At 55.6% G+C, this 21,300-nt stretch carries 18 protein-coding genes; 7 read left to right on the forward strand and 11 right to left on the reverse strand.

Annotated features, from left to right (window positions below):
• Positions 1 to 429 precede the first annotated feature (429 nt).
• The 7 genes from purB (at position 430) to spoVAE (ending at position 7,681) form a co-directional block, all read left to right on the forward strand.
• The gene (gene purB / locus U8U68_RS05015) at positions 430 to 1,866 is read left to right on the forward strand and encodes an adenylosuccinate lyase (RefSeq protein ID WP_322199727.1); all 1,437 of its coding nucleotides are present in this window, start codon (positions 430 to 432) and stop codon (positions 1,864 to 1,866) included.
• 169 nt (positions 1,867 to 2,035) lie between these two features.
• Entirely contained in the window at positions 2,036 to 2,272 is a 237-nt protein-coding gene (locus U8U68_RS05020) for a hypothetical protein (RefSeq protein ID WP_322199728.1), read from the forward strand.
• Positions 2,193 to 2,699 (forward strand): GNAT family N-acetyltransferase, encoded by a 507-nt coding sequence (locus U8U68_RS05025; protein WP_322199729.1) that lies wholly within the window; start codon positions 2,193 to 2,195, stop codon positions 2,697 to 2,699. Before U8U68_RS05020 ends, U8U68_RS05025 begins: the two co-directional genes overlap by 80 nt.
• 48 nt (positions 2,700 to 2,747) lie before the next feature.
• On the forward strand, positions 2,748 to 4,031 hold the full coding sequence (locus U8U68_RS05030; protein ID WP_322199730.1) for an adenylosuccinate synthase: 1,284 nt from the start codon (positions 2,748 to 2,750) through the stop codon (positions 4,029 to 4,031).
• A 567-nt stretch (positions 4,032 to 4,598) separates the two neighbouring features.
• On the forward strand, positions 4,599 to 6,428 hold the full coding sequence (gene glmS, locus U8U68_RS05035) for a glutamine--fructose-6-phosphate transaminase (isomerizing) (protein ID WP_322199731.1): 1,830 nt from the start codon (positions 4,599 to 4,601) through the stop codon (positions 6,426 to 6,428).
• Between the two features lie 16 nt (positions 6,429 to 6,444).
• Positions 6,445 to 7,248 (forward strand): HAD-IIA family hydrolase, encoded by an 804-nt coding sequence (locus U8U68_RS05040; protein ID WP_322199732.1) that lies wholly within the window; start codon positions 6,445 to 6,447, stop codon positions 7,246 to 7,248.
• A 76-nt stretch (positions 7,249 to 7,324) separates the two neighbouring features.
• Positions 7,325 to 7,681 (forward strand): stage V sporulation protein AE, encoded by a 357-nt coding sequence (gene spoVAE, locus U8U68_RS05045; RefSeq protein WP_322199733.1) that lies wholly within the window; start codon positions 7,325 to 7,327, stop codon positions 7,679 to 7,681.
• Positions 7,682 to 7,710: 29 nt separating this feature from the next.
• Here the strand turns inward: spoVAE and U8U68_RS05050 are convergent, their stop codons facing one another.
• The 11 genes from U8U68_RS05050 to U8U68_RS05100 form a co-directional block, all read right to left on the reverse strand.
• On the reverse strand, positions 7,711 to 7,896 hold the full coding sequence (locus U8U68_RS05050; RefSeq protein ID WP_322199734.1) for a hypothetical protein: 186 nt from the start codon (positions 7,894 to 7,896) through the stop codon (positions 7,711 to 7,713).
• A gap of 68 nt (positions 7,897 to 7,964) precedes the next feature.
• Positions 7,965 to 11,585 carry a DNA methyltransferase gene (locus tag U8U68_RS05055; protein ID WP_322199735.1) on the reverse strand — a complete coding sequence of 1,207 codons (3,621 nt, stop codon included), beginning with the start codon at positions 11,583 to 11,585 and terminating at the stop codon, positions 7,965 to 7,967.
• Positions 11,586 to 12,092: 507 nt separating this feature from the next.
• Positions 12,093 to 12,242 carry a hypothetical protein gene (locus U8U68_RS05060; protein WP_322199736.1) on the reverse strand — a complete coding sequence of 50 codons (150 nt, stop codon included), beginning with the start codon at positions 12,240 to 12,242 and terminating at the stop codon, positions 12,093 to 12,095.
• A gap of 348 nt (positions 12,243 to 12,590) precedes the next feature.
• On the reverse strand, positions 12,591 to 12,851 hold the full coding sequence (rpsT, locus tag U8U68_RS05065; RefSeq protein WP_322199737.1) for a 30S ribosomal protein S20: 261 nt from the start codon (positions 12,849 to 12,851) through the stop codon (positions 12,591 to 12,593).
• Positions 12,852 to 12,950: 99 nt separating this feature from the next.
• Positions 12,951 to 13,820: a D-psicose 3-epimerase gene (locus U8U68_RS05070; RefSeq protein ID WP_322199738.1), complete on the reverse strand. Its 870-nt coding sequence runs from the start codon at positions 13,818 to 13,820 to the stop codon at positions 12,951 to 12,953.
• 21 nt (positions 13,821 to 13,841) lie between these two features.
• The gene (nrdG, locus tag U8U68_RS05075; protein WP_322199739.1) at positions 13,842 to 14,345 is read right to left on the reverse strand and encodes an anaerobic ribonucleoside-triphosphate reductase activating protein; all 504 of its coding nucleotides are present in this window, start codon (positions 14,343 to 14,345) and stop codon (positions 13,842 to 13,844) included.
• A 635-nt stretch (positions 14,346 to 14,980) separates the two neighbouring features.
• The gene (surE, locus tag U8U68_RS05080) at positions 14,981 to 15,721 is read right to left on the reverse strand and encodes a 5'/3'-nucleotidase SurE (RefSeq protein ID WP_322199740.1); all 741 of its coding nucleotides are present in this window, start codon (positions 15,719 to 15,721) and stop codon (positions 14,981 to 14,983) included.
• Positions 15,722 to 15,754: 33 nt separating this feature from the next.
• Entirely contained in the window at positions 15,755 to 15,943 is a 189-nt protein-coding gene (nrdD, locus tag U8U68_RS05085) for an anaerobic ribonucleoside-triphosphate reductase (RefSeq protein ID WP_322199741.1), read from the reverse strand.
• Between the two features lie 208 nt (positions 15,944 to 16,151).
• Positions 16,152 to 18,449 carry an anaerobic ribonucleoside triphosphate reductase gene (locus tag U8U68_RS05090; protein ID WP_322199742.1) on the reverse strand — a complete coding sequence of 766 codons (2,298 nt, stop codon included), beginning with the start codon at positions 18,447 to 18,449 and terminating at the stop codon, positions 16,152 to 16,154.
• 287 nt (positions 18,450 to 18,736) lie between these two features.
• Positions 18,737 to 20,515, reverse strand: a complete 1,779-nt coding sequence (gene aspS, locus U8U68_RS05095; protein WP_322199743.1) for an aspartate--tRNA ligase — start codon at positions 20,513 to 20,515, stop codon at positions 18,737 to 18,739.
• Positions 20,516 to 20,869: 354 nt separating this feature from the next.
• Positions 20,870 to 21,300 (reverse strand): hypothetical protein (locus U8U68_RS05100; RefSeq protein ID WP_322199744.1); only part of this gene is annotated, 431 nt, incomplete at its 5' end.

Genomic DNA, 21,300 nt, shown 5'->3' on the forward strand with positions numbered 1-21,300 from the left:
TTGCAAGGGAAAAGGGAGAGAAAGTTTTAAAAAATTACAAAAGGGAACTGTTGATGTTGCAAAATTGTTGAAAAAGGGGCTTTTGCGGTTGACAGGGGCGGGTGGTATGTATTACAATAAATTGGCATGGGAAAAAGTGAATTTGCCCGCTGATACGGGCCCTGCCCGTGGGCTGGGATGCCTTGGGCTGGTTCCTCCTGGTGGGGGCAAGGGGCCGGCAGGCCGCTGTTTTAAGGTCGTGAGGGGCCAAGTCTTAGCCGCCCCTTCGGCCGGTTCACAGCTAGCGTGGATGCTCCGCATCAACTCTTTGCCACATGGCGGACGCTCGTCCCCACACTCTGGCAGAGAGCTTTCCCCTTTTGGCTCTTTTGCAATTTCCACTACTTTTCCCGTCAAATTTGTAAAATTTTTGGAAGGAGCTCCTTGCCAATGAATCATAAAGACGTCTACGAATCGCCTCTTTCCGCCCGCTATGCCGGCAAAGAGATGAAGTACCTTTTCTCCCCGGATATGAAGTTTCGCACCTGGCGCAGGCTATGGATTGCCTTGGCCGAGGCCGAGATGGAGCTGGGCCTGCCCGTCACCCAGGAACAGGTGGACGAGCTGAAGGCCCACGCCACGGACATCAACTATGAGGTGGCCGAGGCCCGAGAAAAGCAGGTGCGCCACGACGTGATGAGCCACGTGTATGCCTATGGCCAGCAGTGCCCAAAGGCGGCGGGGATTATCCACCTGGGAGCCACCTCCTGCTATGTGGGGGATAATACGGATATTATTATTATGACAGAGGCCCTGCGCCTGATCCGCAACAAGCTGGTGGGGGTGCTGCGGGCCCTGGCCCCCTTTGCAAAAGAGCACCACGGCCAGCCCACCCTGGCCTTTACCCACTTCCAGCCCGCCCAGCCCACCACCCTGGGCAAACGCGCGGCCCTGTGGATGCAGGACCTTTTGATGGACCTGGAGGATGTGGAGTATCAGCTCTCCAAGGCAAAACTGCTGGGCAGCAAAGGCACCACGGGCACCCAGGCCAGCTTTATGGAGCTGTTTGAGGGCAATGGCGAAAAGGTGAAAAAGCTGGACCAAAAGATTGCGGAAAAACTGGGCTACAGCGCCTGCTTTGCGGTTTCAGGCCAGACCTATTCCCGCAAGCTGGACAGCCAAATGCTCTCTGTACTCTCGGGCATTGCCCAAAGCGCGGCGAAGTTCTCTAACGACATCCGGCTTTTGCAGCACCTAAAAGAGGTGGAGGAGCCTTTTGAAAAGGGGCAGATCGGCTCCAGCGCCATGGCCTACAAGCGCAACCCCATGCGCGCCGAGCGCATCGCCTCTTTGGCCCGGTACGTAATGGTGGACAGCCTGAACCCGGCTTTCACCATGGCGGGGCAGTGGTTTGAACGCACCCTGGACGACTCGGCCAACAAGCGTTTAAGTGTGCCCGAGGCTTTCTTGGCGGTGGACGGCATTTTGAACCTGTACGCCAATGTGGCCGAAGGCCTGGTGGTGTACCCCAAGGTGATTGAGCAGCATCTCTTAAAAGAGCTGCCCTTTATGGCCACAGAGAACATCATGATGGACGCGGTAAAGCGGGGCGGCGACCGCCAGCAGCTTCACGAGGCCATCCGAGTACACTCCATGGCCGCGGGCAAAGTGATCAAGGAAGAGGGCGGCGAGAACGACCTTTTGCGGCGCATTGCCGCGGACCCCATCTTTGGGGTGACCCTGGAAGAGCTGGGCGGCATTCTTCAGCCAGAAAAGTATGTGGGCCGCGCCCCCCAGCAGACCCTGGAGTTCCTGGAGGAGCAGGTGGAGCCCGTATTGGCAAAATATAAAGATGTGGATACCGGCAGCGCGGAAGTGACAGTATAGCCCCAAATTCCCACTTCGGAGGGGGGAAAAGTAAAAGTTTTTGAGGATTTTTAAGAAGCTTTTTTCAAAAAGATTCCTAAATGGGGTGTGGTGCAAAGCCCCGCGACCCTGCCGAAGGCCGCTCCGTATGACAAATAATTTATCAAATTACCCAAAGAAAGGAACCCATATGCAGCTCTACATCCCCCAATTAGACGAGCTGGGCTTCCGCCAGGCTCTGCTGGCGGACCCTGCCACCATGAGCTATAATAAGGGCTGTGGACTGGGCTTTGCCGGGTATCATTATGACAAAAAATTTATCAAATCACCCAAAGAAAGGAACCTGTATGCAACTCTACATCCCCCAATTAGACGAGCTGGGCTTTCGCCAGGCTCTGCTGGCGGACCCTGCCACCATGAGCTATAATAAGGGCTGCGGACTGGGCTTTGCCGGGTATCATGAGGATACCGGCTGCATAGACTTCCCCAGGGAGGCCTGGGCCGCCTGGTATGCCCGCTGGGTGGAGGATCCCGGACGCTTTTACGCCTACCTGGAAGAAGCGGGGGCCTTCTTAGGGGAGGTAAGCCTGTACCCCACCGCCCCCGGGGTGTACGAAATAGGCATTGTGCTGCACAGCGCCCACAGGGGCCGGGGCCGCGCCCAGGCGGGTCTGGCTCTTCTGCTGGACCAGGCCTTTGCCAAGATGGGCGCCCAGGAGGCAACCAACTGCTTTCAGCCAGAACGAAAGGCGGCGCTGCGTATTCACCGGGCGGCGGGGTTTCAGGTGGAGAGAGAAGAAGAGGGCCTGCTGCACCTCTCGCTGAAGCGGGAGAACTGGCGGCAGAAGGGGTAGCCAAAGGCCGCTCCGCAATACTATAAAAATCGAAAGGCAAGGATCAACATGGTAAAAGCAATTGTAGGCGCCTGCTGGGGCGATGAGGGTAAGGGGAAAATTACGGACGCGCTGGCGGAAAATTCTGACATCGTCATCCGCTTTCAGGGCGGCTCTAACGCGGGGCATACTATTATCAATGAGTACGGCCGCTTCGCCCTGCACCAGCTGCCCTCGGGCATTTTTAGGCAGAATATCATTAATATCATTGGCAACGGCGTGGCTTTGTCGGTGGAAAATTTCGTCGACGAGCTAAAATATGTGGAGAAGGGCGGCGTGCCCACCCCCAATCTCTTAATTTCCAACCGCTGCCAGGTGCTGATGCCCTATCACAAAGAGCTGGACGGCCTGGAAGAGGCCCGCCTGGCAGATAAGGCTTTTGGCTCCACCAAGTCCGGCATTGCGCCCTTTTACTCAGATAAATATGCCAAAATCGGCTTTCAGGTCAGCGACCTGTTTGACGATAAGGACAGCCTCTACGAGCGCATTGACCACGTGCTGGGCCTGAAAAACGTGCTGTACACCCAGCTGTACCACCGCCCGCCCCTGGACCGGGAGGAAATCTACCAGACTTTAATGGGCTATAAGGAGATTTTGGCCCCCTATGTGGCGGACACCACCGCCCTGCTGTACAATGCGGTGAAACAGGGCAAGACCATTCTGCTGGAGGGCCAGCTGGGCTCTCTGCGGGACCCGGACATGGGCATTTACCCCATGACCACTTCCTCTTCGCCTTTGGCTGGCTACGGCGCGGTGGGGGCGGGGGGCATCCCGCCCTATGCCATCCAGAAAATCTACTGCGTGGTAAAGGCATACTCCAGCGCGGTGGGGGCCGGGGAGTTCGTCTCGGAAATCTTCGGCGAGGAGGCCGAGGCCCTGCGCCAGCACGGCGGCGATAAGGGCGAGTATGGGGCTACCACCGGCCGCCCCCGGCAGGTGGGCTGGCTGGACCTGGTGGCCGCCCGGTACGGCTGCATGGTGCAGGGGGCCACAGACGTGGCCTTTACCGTGCTGGACGCCCTGGGGTATCTGGACGAGATTCCGGTCTGCGTGGCCTATGAGCTGGACGGCAAGCGCATCGACTATTTCCCGCCCACGGCCCAGCTGAAGCGCTGCAAGCCGGTGCTGGAGACGCTGCCTGGATGGAAGTGCGATATCAGCGGGGTCGCCCGGTATGAGGACCTGCCGGAGAACGCCCGGCGGTACGTGGAGTTTGCGGAAAAGGGCCTGGGGGTGCCGGTAACAATTGTGTCAAACGGCCCCAGCCGGGAGCATATGATTTATAGAAAGTAAGCGCGGGCCAGAGGAACAGAACGCGAAGCGAGAGCGCGGTGAAGGGGCATGAGGCCCCTTCCGAGGTCCAGGGCGAGAAGCCCTGGCCGCCGGAGGCGACCTAATCCCTTGACCTAAGCGGCGCGGAGAGATCAGCGGGGAGCAGTAATCAAAAGAGCAATATGTTTTTCAGTGGGGCCCACCCGCCCGCGCCGCAAAAAAGCAGCGCTTTTCGCCGGCGGAACGCCGCCGAAACAGCGGGCTCGCAGCAGTATGCCCCCAAAGAGCCAGCGCCACGAAATTCCCAAACTAAAACCGCCCGGCCCGCCAGCTACTGCGCCAGGCGGCGCAGCGGAAAGACCCGCCGCAGAGTGGTCCCTAAAGAGGCAGTGCCTTATGGTTAACGCAGATCCAAAGAGGGGATACCTCTTTGGAACCTGGCGGCACGGGGATGCCCGCGCCGCTCTGCTTGAAAATCGCCATGTATCGGTTTTTAAGTGCGTTTACGATAAAATCACCCAAAGACACAAACCAGCAGCGCGGGCACCCCGCCGTTTTACTCAAAATCATTCACTTGGAGGTACGCCTATGTGCGGAATCGTTGGCTATATCGGGGAGGACCAGGCCTCGCCCGTATTGTTGGAGGGCCTGGAAAAGCTGGAATACCGGGGCTATGACTCGGCCGGAGTGGCGGTGTACAACGACACCGGCCTGCATGTGGTGAAGTCCAAGGGCCGCCTGGCCGCCTTGAAGGGCCTGCTGGACCAGGGACAAAAGCTGCCCGGCACGGTGGGCATTGGCCACACCCGCTGGGCCACCCACGGGGCCCCCAGCGACGTGAACTCCCACCCCCAGGTCAGCGACGGGGGCCTGTTTGCCGTGGTGCACAACGGCATTATCGAAAACTACCTGTACCTAAAAAATCACCTGGCCCGCCGGGGGGTGGCCTTTGCCTCGGACACGGACACCGAGGTAGTGGCCCAGATGCTGGAATATTACTATAAGGGCGATGTGCTGGAGGCCATCCGCCAGGTCACCGCCCGGGTAGAGGGCAGCTACGCCCTGGGCATCCTCTGCGCCCAGTGCCCGGAAAAGGTGTTCGCGGTGCGCAAGGACAGCCCGCTGATTGTGGGCCTGGGAGAGGGCGAGAACTTTATCGCCTCGGACGTCACCGCCATTTTGGGCCGCACCCGGCGGATCTGCCGCCTGAACGACGGGGAGATCGCCGTGTTGGAGCGGGACCGGGCCAGCTTTTTCGACAGCGACCTGGACCCCCTGGAAAAGGAGCCCGAGCTGGTCCAGTGGGACGTGGCCGCCGCCGAAAAGGGCGGGTACGAACACTTTATGATGAAGGAGATTTGCGAGCAGCCCGAGGCCCTGCAAAAGACCATCTTTCCCCGCGTCCGAGAGGGGCGCGTCCAGCTGGACGGCATAGAGCTAAGCGCCCGGCAGATACGGGACCTTAACCGGGTGTATATCGTGGCCTGCGGCACCTCGTACCATGTGGGGGCTGTGGCCAAGTACGCCTTTGAAAAGCTGCTGCGCATTCCCATTGAGACGGACGTGGCCTCCGAGTTCCGCTACCGGGAGCCCATCCTGGACCAGGGGACCCTAGTAATCATCATCAGCCAAAGCGGCGAGACTGCCGATACCCTGGCCGCCCTGCGGGAAGCCAAACGCCAGGGGGCCCGCACCCTGGCCCTGGTAAACGTGGTGGGCAGCACCATTGCCAACGAGGCGGACGACGTGCTGTACACCTGGGCCGGGCCGGAGATAGCCGTGGCCTCTACCAAGGCCTACAGCACCCAGCTGGCCCTGATGGACCTGATCGTATTGTATATGGCCCAAGAACTGGGCGCCCTGCCCAGGGAACAGCTGGCAGAGCTCATTGCCCAGGTGGAGGACCTGCCCCAAAAGGCCCAGGCCTGCCTGGAGGACAAGGAGACCATCCAGTACTTTGCCTCCCAGTACTTTAACGCCAAGGATATGTACTTTATCGGTCGCAATGTGGATTACGCCGCCTCTTTAGAGGCTTCGCTGAAGCTGAAGGAGATCTCCTACATCCACTCCGAGGCCTACACCGGCGGTGAGCTGAAGCACGGGCCCATCTCCCTGATCGAGGAAGGCACTTTGGTCATTGCCATCTGCACCTATGAGCAGCTGTTTGACAAGATGATGGCCAATATCCGGGAGGTCAAGGCCCGGGGCGCGGTGGTGCTGGGTATTACCACAGAGGACCTGCGCCAGCGCCTGGCCCAGGAGACGGACTACCAGTTCTGTGTGCCAAAGACAGCGGACTTTATGCTGCCCTCCATGTCCATTCTGCCCTTGCAGCTGTTCGCCTATTACGTGGCCTCTATGAAGGGCTGCGACATCGACAAGCCCAGGAACCTGGCCAAATCTGTGACAGTAGAGTAAAGGAGGAGGGCGCGCCATGGATGCATCCCGGCTGGACGCTGTTAAAACCTTTGTGCTGGATATGGACGGCACCATCTATCTGGGGGACCGGCTGTTTCCCTATACCAAAGATTTTTTGCATAAGGTGCTGGCCACAGGCCGGGACTACTGTTTTTTCACCAATAACAGCTCCAAAAACCGAGAGGCCTATCTGCAAAAGCTGGGGGACATGGGCATTGACGTGCCGCCGGAGAAGATGCTGATTTCTAACGGGGTGATTCTCCGCTGGCTGCTGGCCCACCACCCGGGAGAGCAGGCCTATGTGGTGGGGACCCCCGCCCTGCGGGAGGACTTCCGGGCGGCGGGCATTGAGCCGGAGAGCACGAGCCCCGGCTACGTGGTGCTGGGCTTTGACACCACCCTGACCTATGAGAAGCTGCGGCTGGCCTGCGATTTTATCCGCCGGGGCGCGCCGGTGTATGGGGTAAACCCGGACTGGAACTGCCCGGTGGAGGGGGGCTTTATCCCAGACTGCGGGTCCATTGCGGCCCTGGTGAGGGCCTCTACCGGGGTGCAGTGCCAGTTTTTTGGCAAGCCCTCGGCCCACACCCTGAACTATCTGCTGGAAAAAACTGGCCGCCGGGGGGAGGAGCTGGCTGTGGTGGGGGACCGGCTGTATACAGACATTGCCGTGGCGGCGGGCAGCGGGGTGACCTCCATTTTGGTGATGAGCGGCGAGACCACCCCGGAGATGCTGGCCGGCAGTAAGATAAAGCCGGACCTAGTGTTTGGCGACCTGGGCCAGCTGGCGGCTTGTCTGGGCCCAGAGACAGAAAGATAAGAAATGAGCAGACATGGCCCGCCCGGTGCATATCTTTCCGCTGCCTGGAAAGGCTATTGCCAAAGGAGGGATTTTTTTGGAATATCTCAACGCGTTTTGGGTGGGGGGCGCTATTTGCGTAGTGGGCCAGCTGCTTATTGATTTGACCAAGCTGACCCCTGCCCGTATCATGGTGCTGTTTGTCACTCTGGGGGTGTTGCTGGGGGGCCTGGGGCTGTATGGCCCCCTGGTAGACTATGCTGGGGCCGGGGCCACGGTGCCCCTGTGCGGCTTTGGCTGGGCGCTGTCCGAAGGGGTTCGCAAGGCTGTGGTGGAACAGGGGTTTATAGGAGTTTTTACCGGCGGCCTTACAGCAGGCGCGGCGGGCACCACGGCGGCGGTGTTTTTCGGCTATTTAGCCGCGCTTCTGTCCAAGTCTCGGGATAAGTCATAAAGACCGGCTTGCGGCAAGCGGTTAGAGGCCTAAGAGAGGACCATGGTTTTTTCAGGAGCGGCATGGCTTTGGCCTGCCGTTTTCTGTTTTCGCCGTTGTTTTATGAGGAGGAAGCCCGCAAGGCCATTAAGAAATACAAATATTCCGCGGCGGAACTTGTCCGGGACTTCCAGCGGATGGTATTGCTCCCCCTTTTCTGTGAATATTTCTCCCATGATAGCTGTTTCTGTTTAGCATAATAGAAGGCGACCAACTTATATGGTTGATCGCCTCTATTTTTATACTATTCCCTGGCGGTTGCTCTTGCCTCCTGCATAGAAAGAAGCGAAGATTTTATCTTATCAAAGTATTCATCCATGCCAAAACTGCGCAGAACCTCATACTCAAAAGCGGAACGGGTTTTATCACATAGTTCTTCAGAGACTTTCTTAATTTTTCTTGCTTTCAGTTTTTCAAAAGCCTCCAAAATTTTTTGGCGGTCCGAAGCGCTTACCAACTTCGGGTTTAGCATATAACAATTTGCGATATTGTCTTTGTTTATATCTAAAACCCCAAGCCCCCGCCCAAAACCCGAGGCTTCAATATAAAACATCGTGAATATTGAGTTCAGCAAAGCATGGTTCAGCTCTTCATCGGGATAGGCCGCCTTATGTGTTAGACCAATCAACCTCTGGTTCACAAAAGACGGAGTTTCAAATTTTGCAAAGAACAGTCTTTGGTCGGGATTCATCATGGTAAATATCTCCGCGATCTCATGGTCTTGCAGCGTGTACCATTCCATTCCCTTTCTCTTCAAAACGCTTGGCAGCGGTTCTCCAACACCGTTTTTTTGGTCGGCAAATTTAGAAATCCATTCCAATGCGCCGGTGTGCCCAAGTGCCTTTAATTCGCTTAAAGACGCGTTACAGCAAAACGCGTCGTGGTCCGCGGTTGCGGTAAGCCCGGTTACATTTCTTGCATTGATCAGGACCTTTTTTAAATAGGTGTTTTCAATTCTGTGCTGCCCTTTTTGTGGGTAGAATAAGGCGTCCCACCCACGGCGGCTTCCTCTAAAAACACGAAAAACTTTGTTAAGAGGAACCATCTTGTCTTTTACATCCAGTAACCATTCCACGTTGTGAAATAGTGTGTTATAACAAACATTGAGGCTTAAAATGTCCTCTATCTGTTTTTGAGAATACCTTGACAGTTTGGAAACGGTTTTGTCAATTTCTGTTCCAAGTAAAGCGGAATTTAGCAGAGTTTTTTCCCCATCAGGGTCCCTTGATAAATCTTCCAAAGACCGTTTCCAAAGCCAGAAATCTGTATGAGGGCTTGGGGTGTTGGACTTCTTCTCTAATACAATGATGGTTGTCACAACATCGGCGTTCTTAAACCAGCGGCCCTTTCCGCTGATATGAACTTGTTTAATATGATATCGTTGCTTTAAGACCTCAATAAACTCAACGCCCGCGTTGGTGCCAAGCCATGAATTGGAAACAATCATGCCCAGCGTACCGCCCGGCTTAAGCACATCGGCGATCTTTGCGGCAATATAGCAATACAAATCTGATCTTACATTCAGTTCGCCGACCCATTCCATGTTTGATATCTCATCCTTGTCGTCCTCTGGAATGATCTCGAAGGGGACAAAGGGAAAATTAGAAACTACTGATCCAAAAGCGGGAAGGGAAAGATGCATTTCCTTGCCTGTTTCTGGGTTGACAATTGCCACATCGTCCCCAATGGATAAAGAAAGCGCGTTGTGCTGAAACAGCCGGTTAGCAAGATGGATGGTATCCGCGTCTGTCATGCTAAGATTCGCGATTTGCAAAGGATATTGGTATTTATCGCAGGCCCACACCGTTTCAACGGCGTCTTTGGGAGAAAGCCGCTCTTTTTTAATCTGAATAACAGCCTTTGAAATCGTTCCGGTTCCACAGCAGCAATCCAATACGGTATCCGCCCAATCTTTTACGGCTAAACGGACAAGCAGGTTTGCCAATTCAGGCGGCGTTGTATACTGCCCATTCATAGCCCGTTTGCTTGTTGCGACAGTTCCCTCCAAGATGTTTTGTAAGGCCTCTTGGTTAAGCTTTTCGATTCCATTATCCTTCAAAAAGTTTGAAAACTCCACAAAATCCTGCCAAGACATGTCTGGCAAAACGTCATCGTACCTGATTGGGGAAAACACATTGTAAAAATCGCATCTGGATGTAATTTTTTTGAAAATTTCGTTTGCTCCATTGGGTGTGGTGGCGTAATCAAGATCATGAATCATCAACGCGCTATTTTGTCTGTTTTTAATGACATGAGCAAAGATAATGCGGTTTGACCAATTCAAAATAATGGTTTTTGCATAGGCTTTGTATTTGTCCGTTTCGTCATGCTCGTATTCCGATTTAATTCCCATCCACCAGCGGTCAATATAAGCCGCCATAACCGAGTCGCGGAAAGCAGCCGCTTTTAGAGCATCCGCTACGGCGTCCTTATTCCGAAGAATAAGGGTTGCCATCATGCTTTCAGAAATAACGTCCCTAAAACTGGCATTGCGAAATTGGCCGGATACAAAATAGCCGTTAATCTCAAGGATAATTCGTTCCAGAAGCTTTTCCCAATCCCCACGATATGTCTCCACATCTGCTCTAGAATGAATATGGCTGGTTGCGTCCCATTGCTTGAACTTTGTAAAATTGTTTTGGTCGTCCCTTATGTAAAGAACCGCGTAGGAGAAGTTCCAAATTAAACAACTATTCAAATTTAGGGCAATGGCTTTTCGCTGCGCATCTTTGATGAAGGTTTCATCCTCAATGGGCACATCAGGCATCTTAAGTTCCCAACCCTGTAAAATGATGTTCTGCTCCTGGTTCCCGTAAAGAATGACATCGGGAAACATGGCGTTTCCCCGCCCGGTGGAAATGGTGCTTTCACCCCCAGCCCGCTTGATCATCAAATCATTGGCAGAGGTAATAGCATTGATTTTTGAGATCAGTTCTATTGCCCAACTGCGTTCGTTTTTTCGGAGGGTCGCTCCCACAGTAATCCCTGCCTTTTCTGTAAAATCTTTTATGAGATTGGTTTGTGCAATATGCTGCCGCGTCTCTTGGTCCAAACGTTCCCAGGCCAAAAACAGGCGCCGTTTTGCGACCTCAATGTAGTTGATTTCATCCTTTTTGAATAAAGCGACATCTTCATTTTTTTCAATGCCAATAAAGTTGCGGCCTTCCATAAGGGCGGCAACCAAAAAGGAACCGCTTCCAAATGTATTATCCAGAACTACATCTCCAGGGTCTGAATAGGTACGAATAAAGTATCGGCCCAGCTCAATGGGCTTTTGGGTAGGGTGGACCACCTCGCCTTCGCATTCAGCGGTTTTAACATAAATAATGTCAGTGGGGTAGCGTTCCCCTTCGCTGGTAACATGGACAGGCTGAAAATCTCCATAACTGCCGCTTAATTGATCTTTTCTAACCCCTTTGTCATACGGCTCCCCTTTTGTCATTTGCGGATGATACGTTGGCTGCTTTTTATAAAACACACAGACGTCTTCGTGCTTTCTTAAAGGCTGCTTTTTGGCATTGAGAAAATTTGTGGGTTTTGATTTTTCCCAGATCCATTTATATTTGTAATACTTTGGCTGGCTAAGAATTAATCTTGCGGTAAACAGTCCTTGGGAAGTAAGCACAATGGCCCCGTTTGGTTTGATAATTCGTAAATATTGTTCCCAAAGCAAATCTAATGGAATATAGCTATCCCACTGATTTTGAGTCATTCCATAGGGCAAATCGCAAAGAATCATGTCAATAGCGGCGTCTGGAATTCGCTTCATACATTCAAGGCAATCCTCTTCAAAAAGGCGATTGACCATAGAATCAAGTAATGCGTTTATATCAGGCATTGTCTTGTCCTTCCCTGGGTTCATCATAAAAATCGAGAATATCCTCAACACCATTATGAAGCGTCCCGCAGATCTTCTCAATGGCATCAAGAAATCAGTAATGATTGCGCTTCAAAAGCTTTTTATATAGTATCCCTGTAAAGCCGTCCTCTGTGCTTATATACTCCCTCATTATATCATGCATGTGTAAATAAATCAATGAGGATGCAAACTCTTCCCTGCCGGAGACCATTTGCTACTTCATAGCATAATAATCACCCCAAAATATTCCCTTTGGACACGCCCGCAAAAACATTCCCTGTTCATCGCAGCGCTGTGAGACGGCTGAAACGATTTTGTCTTGCCCATTTCTGGCTCCATCGTTGGTAAAATGTGGGCGAATGACCTTGCTTTTATCCATGGGCAAAAAATAACGGGTGCCCGGCTTTCACCGAATACCCGTTATCCTGTTTACCAGCCCCCGCCGGACGGATGATGCCATAACGAAAATGACAAGCACCCGTACAAGGGCCGCAGGGCCTGATTTTTGGGCCTTTACTGGATGGAGCAGTCCAGATAGTGTTCCAGCTCTTCCTCGTCCTTTTTGTGGTCCAGGTAGAGCAGCAGCGCAGTGATAGAGGCCGCGACGGCCGCAATGGCGGTAATGATACCGATGAACAGAGAAATTTTTGTCCCTTTTTTCATGGTGGTGACCCTCTTTCTTTTCAGGAATGAAGCAAGGCTGGCAGAAAAATAGTATTTGCCAAAAGGCGGCGTTTATTGCGGCTAAAGGGCCGTTTTCCGCCCAAAGAATAGACTCTATGTAAATCATACTCATTTTTGTGGGAAAAGTCAATATAAAACTTGTGAACAACTGAAAATTGTTTGAAAAATCGAAAACCCACCGCCCTGTTTCCATCTCCTTAAAACTTCAAAGGCGCCCTATAAACAGAAAAGGCCCGGGCGTTCGTTTGCGAAAAACGAACCCCAAGCCCTGCGGCCGAATTTATAGAGCCTGTATCACAACAGGACGAGACAAAAAGGAAACGGAGCTTACGCACCGGCGTGCAGCTTTTTGTCTAAAGCGGCTTTCTTTCTGGCGGCGTTATTTTTGTGGATAATGCCCTTTGCAGCGGCCTGGTCTATTTTCTTCACAGCTGCGCACACAACGGCGGCTTTATCGCTGGCATTGGTCTCAATGGCCACGTTAGCCTTCTTGATCTGCGTCTTGAGCTGGGAATTAACAGCCTTATTTTGCAGGGTCTTTGTAGCAATGACCTTCACGCGCTTTTTTGCAGATTTGATGTTTGGCAAAGCGTAACACCTCCTTACCCATCACTATACAACATGTATCATACCACAAACCCGGCCAAAATGCAAGCTCTTTTTGCGCCGGGGCGGTGGTTTTCGCCATTATCCCCAAAGCCCCCGCAGGTAGCGCACTGCGGCGGCGGCGTCCTGGTCCAGCTTTTCCTCTGGGCAGCCCTGGGATAGGTCGTGCCACACCCGAATATCCCGCCCCACAGTTCCGCCCATGCGCACAAAGGGCTCCATCACCACTGTGCCGGTATAGCCAATATCACCCAGGGCCTCCCCAATCTCCTCCCAGGGGATGCGTCCGCCGGGGAAGGGCGGGCGGCGGTTGGCCTCGCCCACATGCAGGTGCCCAAGATACGGCCCCGCCAGGCGGATGGCTGCCCCAAAGGAGTCCTCTTCAATGTTCATGTGGAAAGTGTCCAGCATCACCTTTACGTTGGGCCGGTCCACCTGAACCACAAAGTCTACAGCCTCCTGGCAGGTGTTTAGCAGATACCCCTCGAAACGGTTCAAAACCTCCATACCCAGGGTAATGCCGTAGTCCGCCGCCATATCTGCCAGGGCGCGGGTATTTGCCACGCTACGCCGCAGGTCTCCAGGCTTGTCTGGGGGAACAGAGTAGTCCGCTGGCCAATAGGAGTACAGCCCCCCGCCCAGCTTTTCTATGCCTGCCAGCTTCATCTTCTCAAAGATGCCCTGGTATTTGGCAAAGGCGGCCTTTACCACCGCTGGGTCGGAGTCCGCGATATGATAGGCGCGGCTGGGGCCGTAGCCGCCGGTTAAAATAATTCCAGCCTCCTGGGCCTTTTCCCGCAGCTCCAGCAAATACTGGTCGCTGGCCTCGGTCAACTTCTGGCAGGCCACCTCTAAAATATCGAACCCCAGCCTTTTCACTTTTTCCACATAGGGGATAAAGTCTCCGCCCCATTCCTGCTCCCAGTAGGCGTAGTAAATGCCGTATAACATCTGGCTTTCTCCTTAATAAATTCAATGTATGGGCTCCCACAGCGCCACCTGGCCACTGGTCCGGGTCCTTTTTAGGTCGATCAGCCGTTGGTTTTCGCTGCCGCGAAAAGAAAGCTCCAAATTGCGCTTTGCCTCTATAAAGGGGCCGTCCACCAGCAGGTCGGTTTCGTCCAGCAGGGCCTTTACCCCAGGGCTGGGCAGGTCCAGCAGCTCCTCATAGGTATAGCCTGTGTACACCACCACGTCTTTGCCCGTGCCGTGCACCAGCCGGGCCAGGTGGGCCAGGGGCTCTGGCTGGCAAAAGGGTTCGCCCCCGCTAAGGGTGATACCCTTTAGGATGGGATTCCCTTGAAACTGGGCAAAAATGTCCTGGGTGTCCATCTCGCGCCCCCCTTGAAAGGGCAGAGACTGGGGGTTATGGCATCCAGGGCAATGGTGCGGGCAGCCCTGGACAAACACCGCATAACGTATACCAGGGCCATCCACAATCGATTCCTTTACAATACCTGCCACTTGAAGAGTCATAAACATCCTTTCCACAGCGCAGCAGCGCAAGCGCTGCACCCAATGTCGCGGGCAACGTGACGTTGCATCCAATGTCGCGGAGTCGGGCAAAGCTGCGCCCTCGTCAGTGTAAACCGTTAGCATAGCCAGCGCGTTCCTCTGGAAACTCCCGGGCAGCGCAAGCGCTGCACCTTTAGTCGCGGAGTCGTTCGCCCTGGCTCACTCGCAGGTGTAAACCATTGGCATAGCCAGCGCGTTCCTCTGGAAACTCCCGGGCAGCGCAAGCGCTGCACCTTTAGTCGCGGAGTCGTTCGCCCTGGCTCACTCGCAGGTGTAAACCGTTAGCATAGCCAGCGCGTTCCTCTGGAAACTCCCGGGCAGCGCAAGCGCTGCACCTTTAGTCGCGGAGTCGTTCGCCCTGGCTCACTCGCAGGTGTAAACCGTTAGCATAGCCAGCGCGTTCCTCTGGAAACTCCCGGGCAGCGTGACGCTCCCGGCATGGGCCTTTCTTTATGTATCTCTTTAGCCAATACGGGCCCCACTCCTTCGGCCCCTGTCCGCGCTGGCTGGGCCAGAAGCTAACACCGGCAAGTGAGCCCAAGCGAACGCCCCCGCGACATTGGATGCAACGTCACGTTGCTTGCGCTGGGCGGCTGCTATTGCCAGGGGATGGGGCGGCGGTTTTCAATGGACTGCTCTTGCCGATAGGTTAGGGGCGTAAGGGTTACGTAACCGTCGTTCAGGCTGTTCCAGTCATCGGTTTCACCTGGGGTGTGCTTGGGGCACAGGGAGGGCGGCCAGTAGTAGCTCTGCCCATTGGGCGAGGTCCGGTATTCATAAGTGCCTTTCCAGGGGTTGCTGCCCAGAGGGGCCCAGCGGATGCCCTTGATTTGCTGAATGGGCAGGCCCGGTATGTTAATGTTTAGCACCTGGTCAAAGTCGTTTTCAATGTCCAGTAGGTCAAACAGGCATAGAAAGGTCTCAACAATCAGCTGCTCGTCCGTGCCCTGGGGGGCGGAAAGGGCAATGGCTTTTACGCCCATCATGGCGGCCTCCAGGGCGGCGGCTACCGTGCCGGAATAAGGCACGTCCAGGGCGGTGTTCTGGCCGTTGTTGGGGCCGGAAATCACCAGGTCCACCGGGCCGGGGGCAAAGTTCAGCAGGCCCAGGCGGGTGCAGTCGGCAGGAGTGCCGGAAACAGACCAGGCCGTTACCCCATGGGGAAAGTCCGCGCTGTGGGCAAAAAGCGGCTCGTGCAGGGTGACGCCATGGCCCACCGCGCTGCGGTTTTGGGTGGGGGCTGCCACAGTGACCATGTGACTGCGCATTAACGCGCCCGAAAGGGCCCAAAGGCCAGAGGCGTTAATACCGTCGTCGTTTACAAGCAGGATATTCATGTACGACCTTCCTTTCCCGAAATATAGCGGGGGTTAACCCCGGCTGGCCAGGGAGTGCTTTACCCGGTCCCGCTCCTCGGCGCGTTTGGCGTTGTTCCAGCGGTCCGTGGTGCCCACCAGGTAGCCGGTAATGCGGCGAATGCGCTCGAAGTCGCGGCCCTCGCCCACAGTGATTTGATCCGTGCCGGAAATCATGGCGTTTTTCTTAGAAGTGTTAGACATAGTTAGTTCCTCCTTATAAGTAAATTATATCAAAAATATAAGATTTTGTCAAAGGGGTATTAGAACTTGTTGGAACAATCACAAGCGCCGCCTTTTTACCAAGAAAGCGGACTCTTTCGGGGTCAGCCCCTCTCGCTGGCGGTACAGCCCGCGGCTTTCTCCTTGCAATTCACCGCTTTTGGGCCAAAAGACCTCATTCCCTCTATTTTTAGCTGATAAGGCTGGAATAGTCCGGTACGTCGTGGTACTTTTTCCGCAGTTCCTCCAGCTTCTCCAGGGGCACGCCCTCTCCCGCGTGGCGGCCGCACCGGGGGCAGACCTCATCGATGATGCCGTTATACCCGCAAACCGGGTCCCGGTCCACCGGGTGGTTCACCGAGCCGTAGCCCACCCCGGCCTCTTTCATGCAGCGGATCACGCTCTCAAAGGCGTCGATATTCTTGCAGACGTCCCCGTCCAGCTCCACATAGCTGATGTGCCCCGCGTTGGTCAGGGCGTGGAAAGGGGCCTCTTTCTGGATTTTCTCAAAGGCGCTGATGGGATAGTACACGGGAATGTGGAAGGAGTTGGTGTAGTAATCCCGGTCCGTGACCCCGGGGATGATCCCAAACTTCTTTTTGTCAATGCGGGTAAAGGTGCCGGAAAGCCCTTCGCCCGGGGTGGCCAGCAGGGTGAAGTTCAGCCCCGTCTCTTTCGAGAGGCCGTCCATCTTTTTGCGCATATAGGTGATGATCTCCAGCCCCAGCTTGTAGCTCTCCTCGCTTTCCCCGTGGTGCTTGCCGGTCAGGGCCTTTAGGGTCTCGGCCAGGCCGATGAAGCCCACCGAGAGGGTGCCGTGCTTTAAGACTTCGGCCACGGAGTCGTTGCGGTCCAGCTTCTCCGAGTCGATCCACACCCCCTGTCCCATGAGGAAGGGGTAGTTATAGGCTTTTTTGCTGCACTGAATTTTGAAGCGGTGCAAAAGCTGCTCTACGCACATAGCGATGCGCTCATCCAGGATGGTGTAGAACTTTTTCACGTCCCCCTTGGCCTCAATGCCGATGCGGGGCAGGTTGACAGAGGTAAAGCTTAGGTTGCCCCGGCCGCAGGTGGTCTGGCGGTCCGGGTCGTGGACATTGCCCATCACCCGGGTGCGGCAGCCCATATAGGCCACCTCGGTGTCGTAGTCCCCGGCCTTGTAGTATTGCAGGTTAAAGGGCGCGTCAATAAAGCTGAAGTTGGGAAACAGCCGCTTGGCGGAGACCCGCATGGCCAGTTTGAACAGGTCGTAGTTGGGGTCGCCCTCGCTATAGTTGACCCCTTCCTTTACCTTGAAGATCTGCACCGGGAAGATGGGCGTCTCCCCGTCTCCCAGGCCGGCCTCGGTGGCCAGCAGCAGGTTGCGGATGACCATGCGGCCCTGCTCGCTGGTGTCGGTGCCGTAGTTCAGAGAGGAGAAGGGCACCTGGGCCCCTGCCCGGGAGTTCATGGTGTTCAGGTTGTGCACCAGGGCCTCCATGGCCTGATAGGTGGCCTTGTCCGTCTCCCGCCAGGCGGTCTCTTTGGCATAGGCCGCAGCGTCGCTGGCCTCCTCCCAGGTGACCTCTTCAAAGCCGCTGTCTTTCTGGTGCTTGGGCAGGAATTTGGCAAAGCGCTCTGCATACTGGTCCACGTTCTTCATGGTAACCTTGCTGTGCAGGGCCACCCGGGCGGCCTCTACCATGGCCTCGGCCTGGCCGTGGGGCATGACCTTCATAAGCTGAAAGAACTGGGTGAGGGCCTTAAAATACTCCTTGTTATAGGTGGCGTCCACCCCCAGGGCCATGGAGTAGTCGAAGATGGGCACGCTCTGGCCCCCGTGCATCTCGTTTTGGTTGGCCTGAATGGCAATGCAGGCCAGGGCCGCGTAGCTGCGGATGTCCTTTGGCTCCCGCAGGTAGCCGTGGCCAGTGGAGAACCCGTTTTTGAACAGCTTGATCAGGTCAATCTGGCAGCAGGTCTCGGTAAGGGTGTAGAAATCCTTGTCATGAATGTGGATGTCCCCCTCCTCGTCGGCTTTGGTCAGGTGGGGGGGGATGACGTACTTGTCATAAAAGCTCTTGGCTCCCTCGGACCCATACTTCAGCATGGTGCCCATGGCGGTGTCCGCGTTAATATTGGCGTTTTCCCGCTTCAGGTCCACGTCCTCGGCGGGGACAAAGGTGAGGGCCGAGTAGATTTTCACCAGCTCGTCGTCCATTTCCCGCAGGCGCTGGTGCTGGGCCCGGTAGAGAATATAGGCCTTGGCGGTTTTGGCGTACCCGGCGGTGATGAGCTTTTCCTCCACAATATCCTGGGTGCGCTCTACAGTGGGGGTTTCCTTCATTTTTTCCAGCTCTGCCACCACCTGGGCGGTCAGCTGGTCCAGGTCGGCCTCGGTAAAGCGTTCGGCGGCCAGGCGGACGTTGGCCTTGAAGATGGCGTTGCGAATTTTGGTGGCGTCGAATTTGACCTCTTGGCCGTTGCGTTTGACAATGATGTTTGGCATCTTGATGGATTCAACTCCCTGATATGTTTAAGCTAAATGCAGCGGTAGTTTCGGTAATGGCGCGGGACAAAAGCCCCTGGAGAACGCCCCCGGGAGAAAGCTTCCCTGGGAGGGCACAGTTTTTATTATAAGACAAAAGCGCCGGGCTGTCAATACCTTCTTTCTATGCTTTGCACTATATCTTGTGTGAATAAAAAATCATCCCAGAGATATAACCCAAAATATAGGTATGGCAAAGGGGCCCCGCAAGGCCCCGCGCCGCCAGTGTTTTCTAAGAGAAGCCGCCCTTACTCCTCCTCTTTTGTCACCGCTATATTCAGTTCCCGCAGTTGTGCCTCGGTCACCTGGCTGGGAGCGCCCATCATCACGTCCTGGGCGCTCTGGTTCATGGGGAAGGCGATGACCTCCCGAATGTAGCTCTCGCCGGTGAGCAGCATAATCAGCCGGTCCACTCCAGGGGCCGCGCCCGCGTGGGGGGGCGCGCCGTAGCAAAAAGCACTGTACATGGCCGGGAACTTGCCCCGCACGTCCTCCTCGGTCAGGCCCACCAGCTGGAAAGCCTTTACCATAATCTCCGGGTCATAGTTCCGCTCCGCGCCAGAGGCCAGCTCGTAGCCGTTGCACACCAGGTCGTACTGGCAGGCCCGCAGGTCCAGGGGGTCCAGCTCGCCCCGCTCGGCCTTTAAGAGGGCCTCCATGCCGCCGTTGGGCATGGAGAAGGGGTTGTGGCCAAACTCCAGCTGGCCGCTCTCCTCGCCAATCTCATACATGGGGAAGTCCACAATCCAGCACAGGGCGTACTGGTCCTCGTCCATATGCTCCGGGCAGGCGGCCCCCAGCAGCCTGCGGGCCACGCCGGCGGTCTTTTGGGCCGCGGCTTTGGGGCCTGCGGCCAGCATGACCAGGGCCCCGGGCTTTAGCTCTAACGCGTCTATGACTTTTGCGGCCAGGGCGGGGTCGCTGTTCATGAACTTGGCGATGCCCCCGACAATCTCCCCCTTCTCGTCCACCTTGAACCAGTAGACTTTCTGGGCGGTCTGCACCTCTACCTCGGCGCAGATTTTGTCAATGGCCTTGCGGGCCAGGGCGCAGCCGCTTACAGGTACGGCCTTGACCACCGCGTTTTCAAAGGGGCCAAAGCCGCAGCCGCCCAATAAACCGGTGACGTCCCGCAGCTTTAGGTCAATGCGCAGGTCGGGCTTGTCGCTGCCGTAGTCCTCCATGGCCTGTAGGTAGGGGATGCGCACAAAGGGTCCGCTGCTGGTCCGGCTGTAGCAGCCGAACTGCTGAAAGACTGGGGGCAGCACCTTTTCCAGCACGGCGAACACATCCTCTTGGGTGGCGAAAGCCATCTCCATATCCAGCTGGTAGAACTCGCCTGGCGACCGGTCCCCCCGGGCGTCCTCGTCCCGGAAGCAGGGGGCGATCTGGAAGTACTTGTCAAAGCCAGAGGCCATCAGCAGCTGCTTGAACTGCTGGGGCGCCTGGGGCAGGGCGTAGAACTTGCCCGGGTGCTTGCGAGAGGGCACCAGGTAGTCCCGGGCCCCCTCTGGGGAGGAGGCGGTGAGGATGGGGGTGGTGATCTCCAAAAACCCCTGGTCCTCCATAGCGTGGCGCAGGGCGCTGACCACCCGGCTGCGCAGGACGATATTGCCCTTTACCTGGGGATTCCGCAGGTCCAGGTAGCGGTAGCGCAGGCGCTGGGCCTCGTCGGCGTCCCGGGAGAAGTTGATCTCAAAGGGCAGCTCGTTGTAGCGGCAGCGGCCCAGGACCTGGATTTCGCTGGGAGCTATTTCAATATCGCCGGTGGGGATCTTGGGGTTTTTGTTGGTGCGTTCCCGGACAGAGCCGGTCACGGCGATGGTGGTCTCTTTGTTCAGGGGTTTTACCTGGGCCAGCAGGTCCGGGGTTTCAATGACCACCTGGGTGGTGCCGAAGAAGTCCCGTAGTACCAAAAAGGCCACGCCGCCGCCCACCTCACGGAGGTTTTCCAGCCAGCCGGTAAGGGTGACGGTTTGCCCGGTGTGAGAGAGGCGGAGCTCGCCGCAGTTGTGGGTACGATACATGATGAATCACTCCTAAGAGAATAGTGTGTAAAAGAAAGGAAGCGCCAGAAAAGACCGGCAGATAGAAGGGTGCAGGGGCAATGCTCCTGCCGAGGTCCAGGGCGAGAAGCCCTGGCCGCCGGAGGCGACCTTGTCCTTGCGGCGGCGCGAAAGTAAAACCGGGAAACGCCTGCCCGGCCCAGATCCCCAAGATAAAAAGGGAGCATAGACGCGCGCCGCCCAGCTAGCCAGCAAATTGTAAAAATCAGCGAAGCGAGATTTTTACAAGAGCGGAAAGTAAGCAGACAGGCCCCCAAGAGGAGAGGCCGTAATCAGCCGCCCAAAAAATATTGTAAAACCAGCGAAGCGAGATTTTTAGAAGAGCGGAAAGTAAGCAGACAGGCCCCCAAGAGGAGAGGCCGTAATCAGCCGCCAAAAAATATTGTAAAACCAGCGAAGCGAGATTTTTAGAAGAGAGGAAAGTAAGCAGACAGGCCCCCAAGAGGAGAGGCCCTTATCAGCCGCCCAAAAAATATTGTAAAACCAGCGAAGCGAGATTTTTAGAAGAGAGGAAAGTAAGCGGACAGGCCCCCAAGAGGAGAGGCCGTAATCAGCCGCCCCAAAAATATTGTAAAACCAGCGAAGCGAGATTTTTAGAAGAGAGGAAAGTAAGCGGACAGGCCCCCAAGAGGAGAGGCCGTAATCAGCCGCCCAAAAAATATTGTAAAACCAGCGAAGCGAGATTTTTAGAAGAGCGGAAAGTAAGCAGACAGGCCCCCAAGAGGAGAGGCCGTAATCAGCCGCCC

Source organism: Acutalibacter intestini (assembly GCF_034334985.1).
GTDB classification, from domain to species: domain Bacteria; phylum Bacillota; class Clostridia; order Oscillospirales; family Acutalibacteraceae; genus Acutalibacter; species Acutalibacter intestini.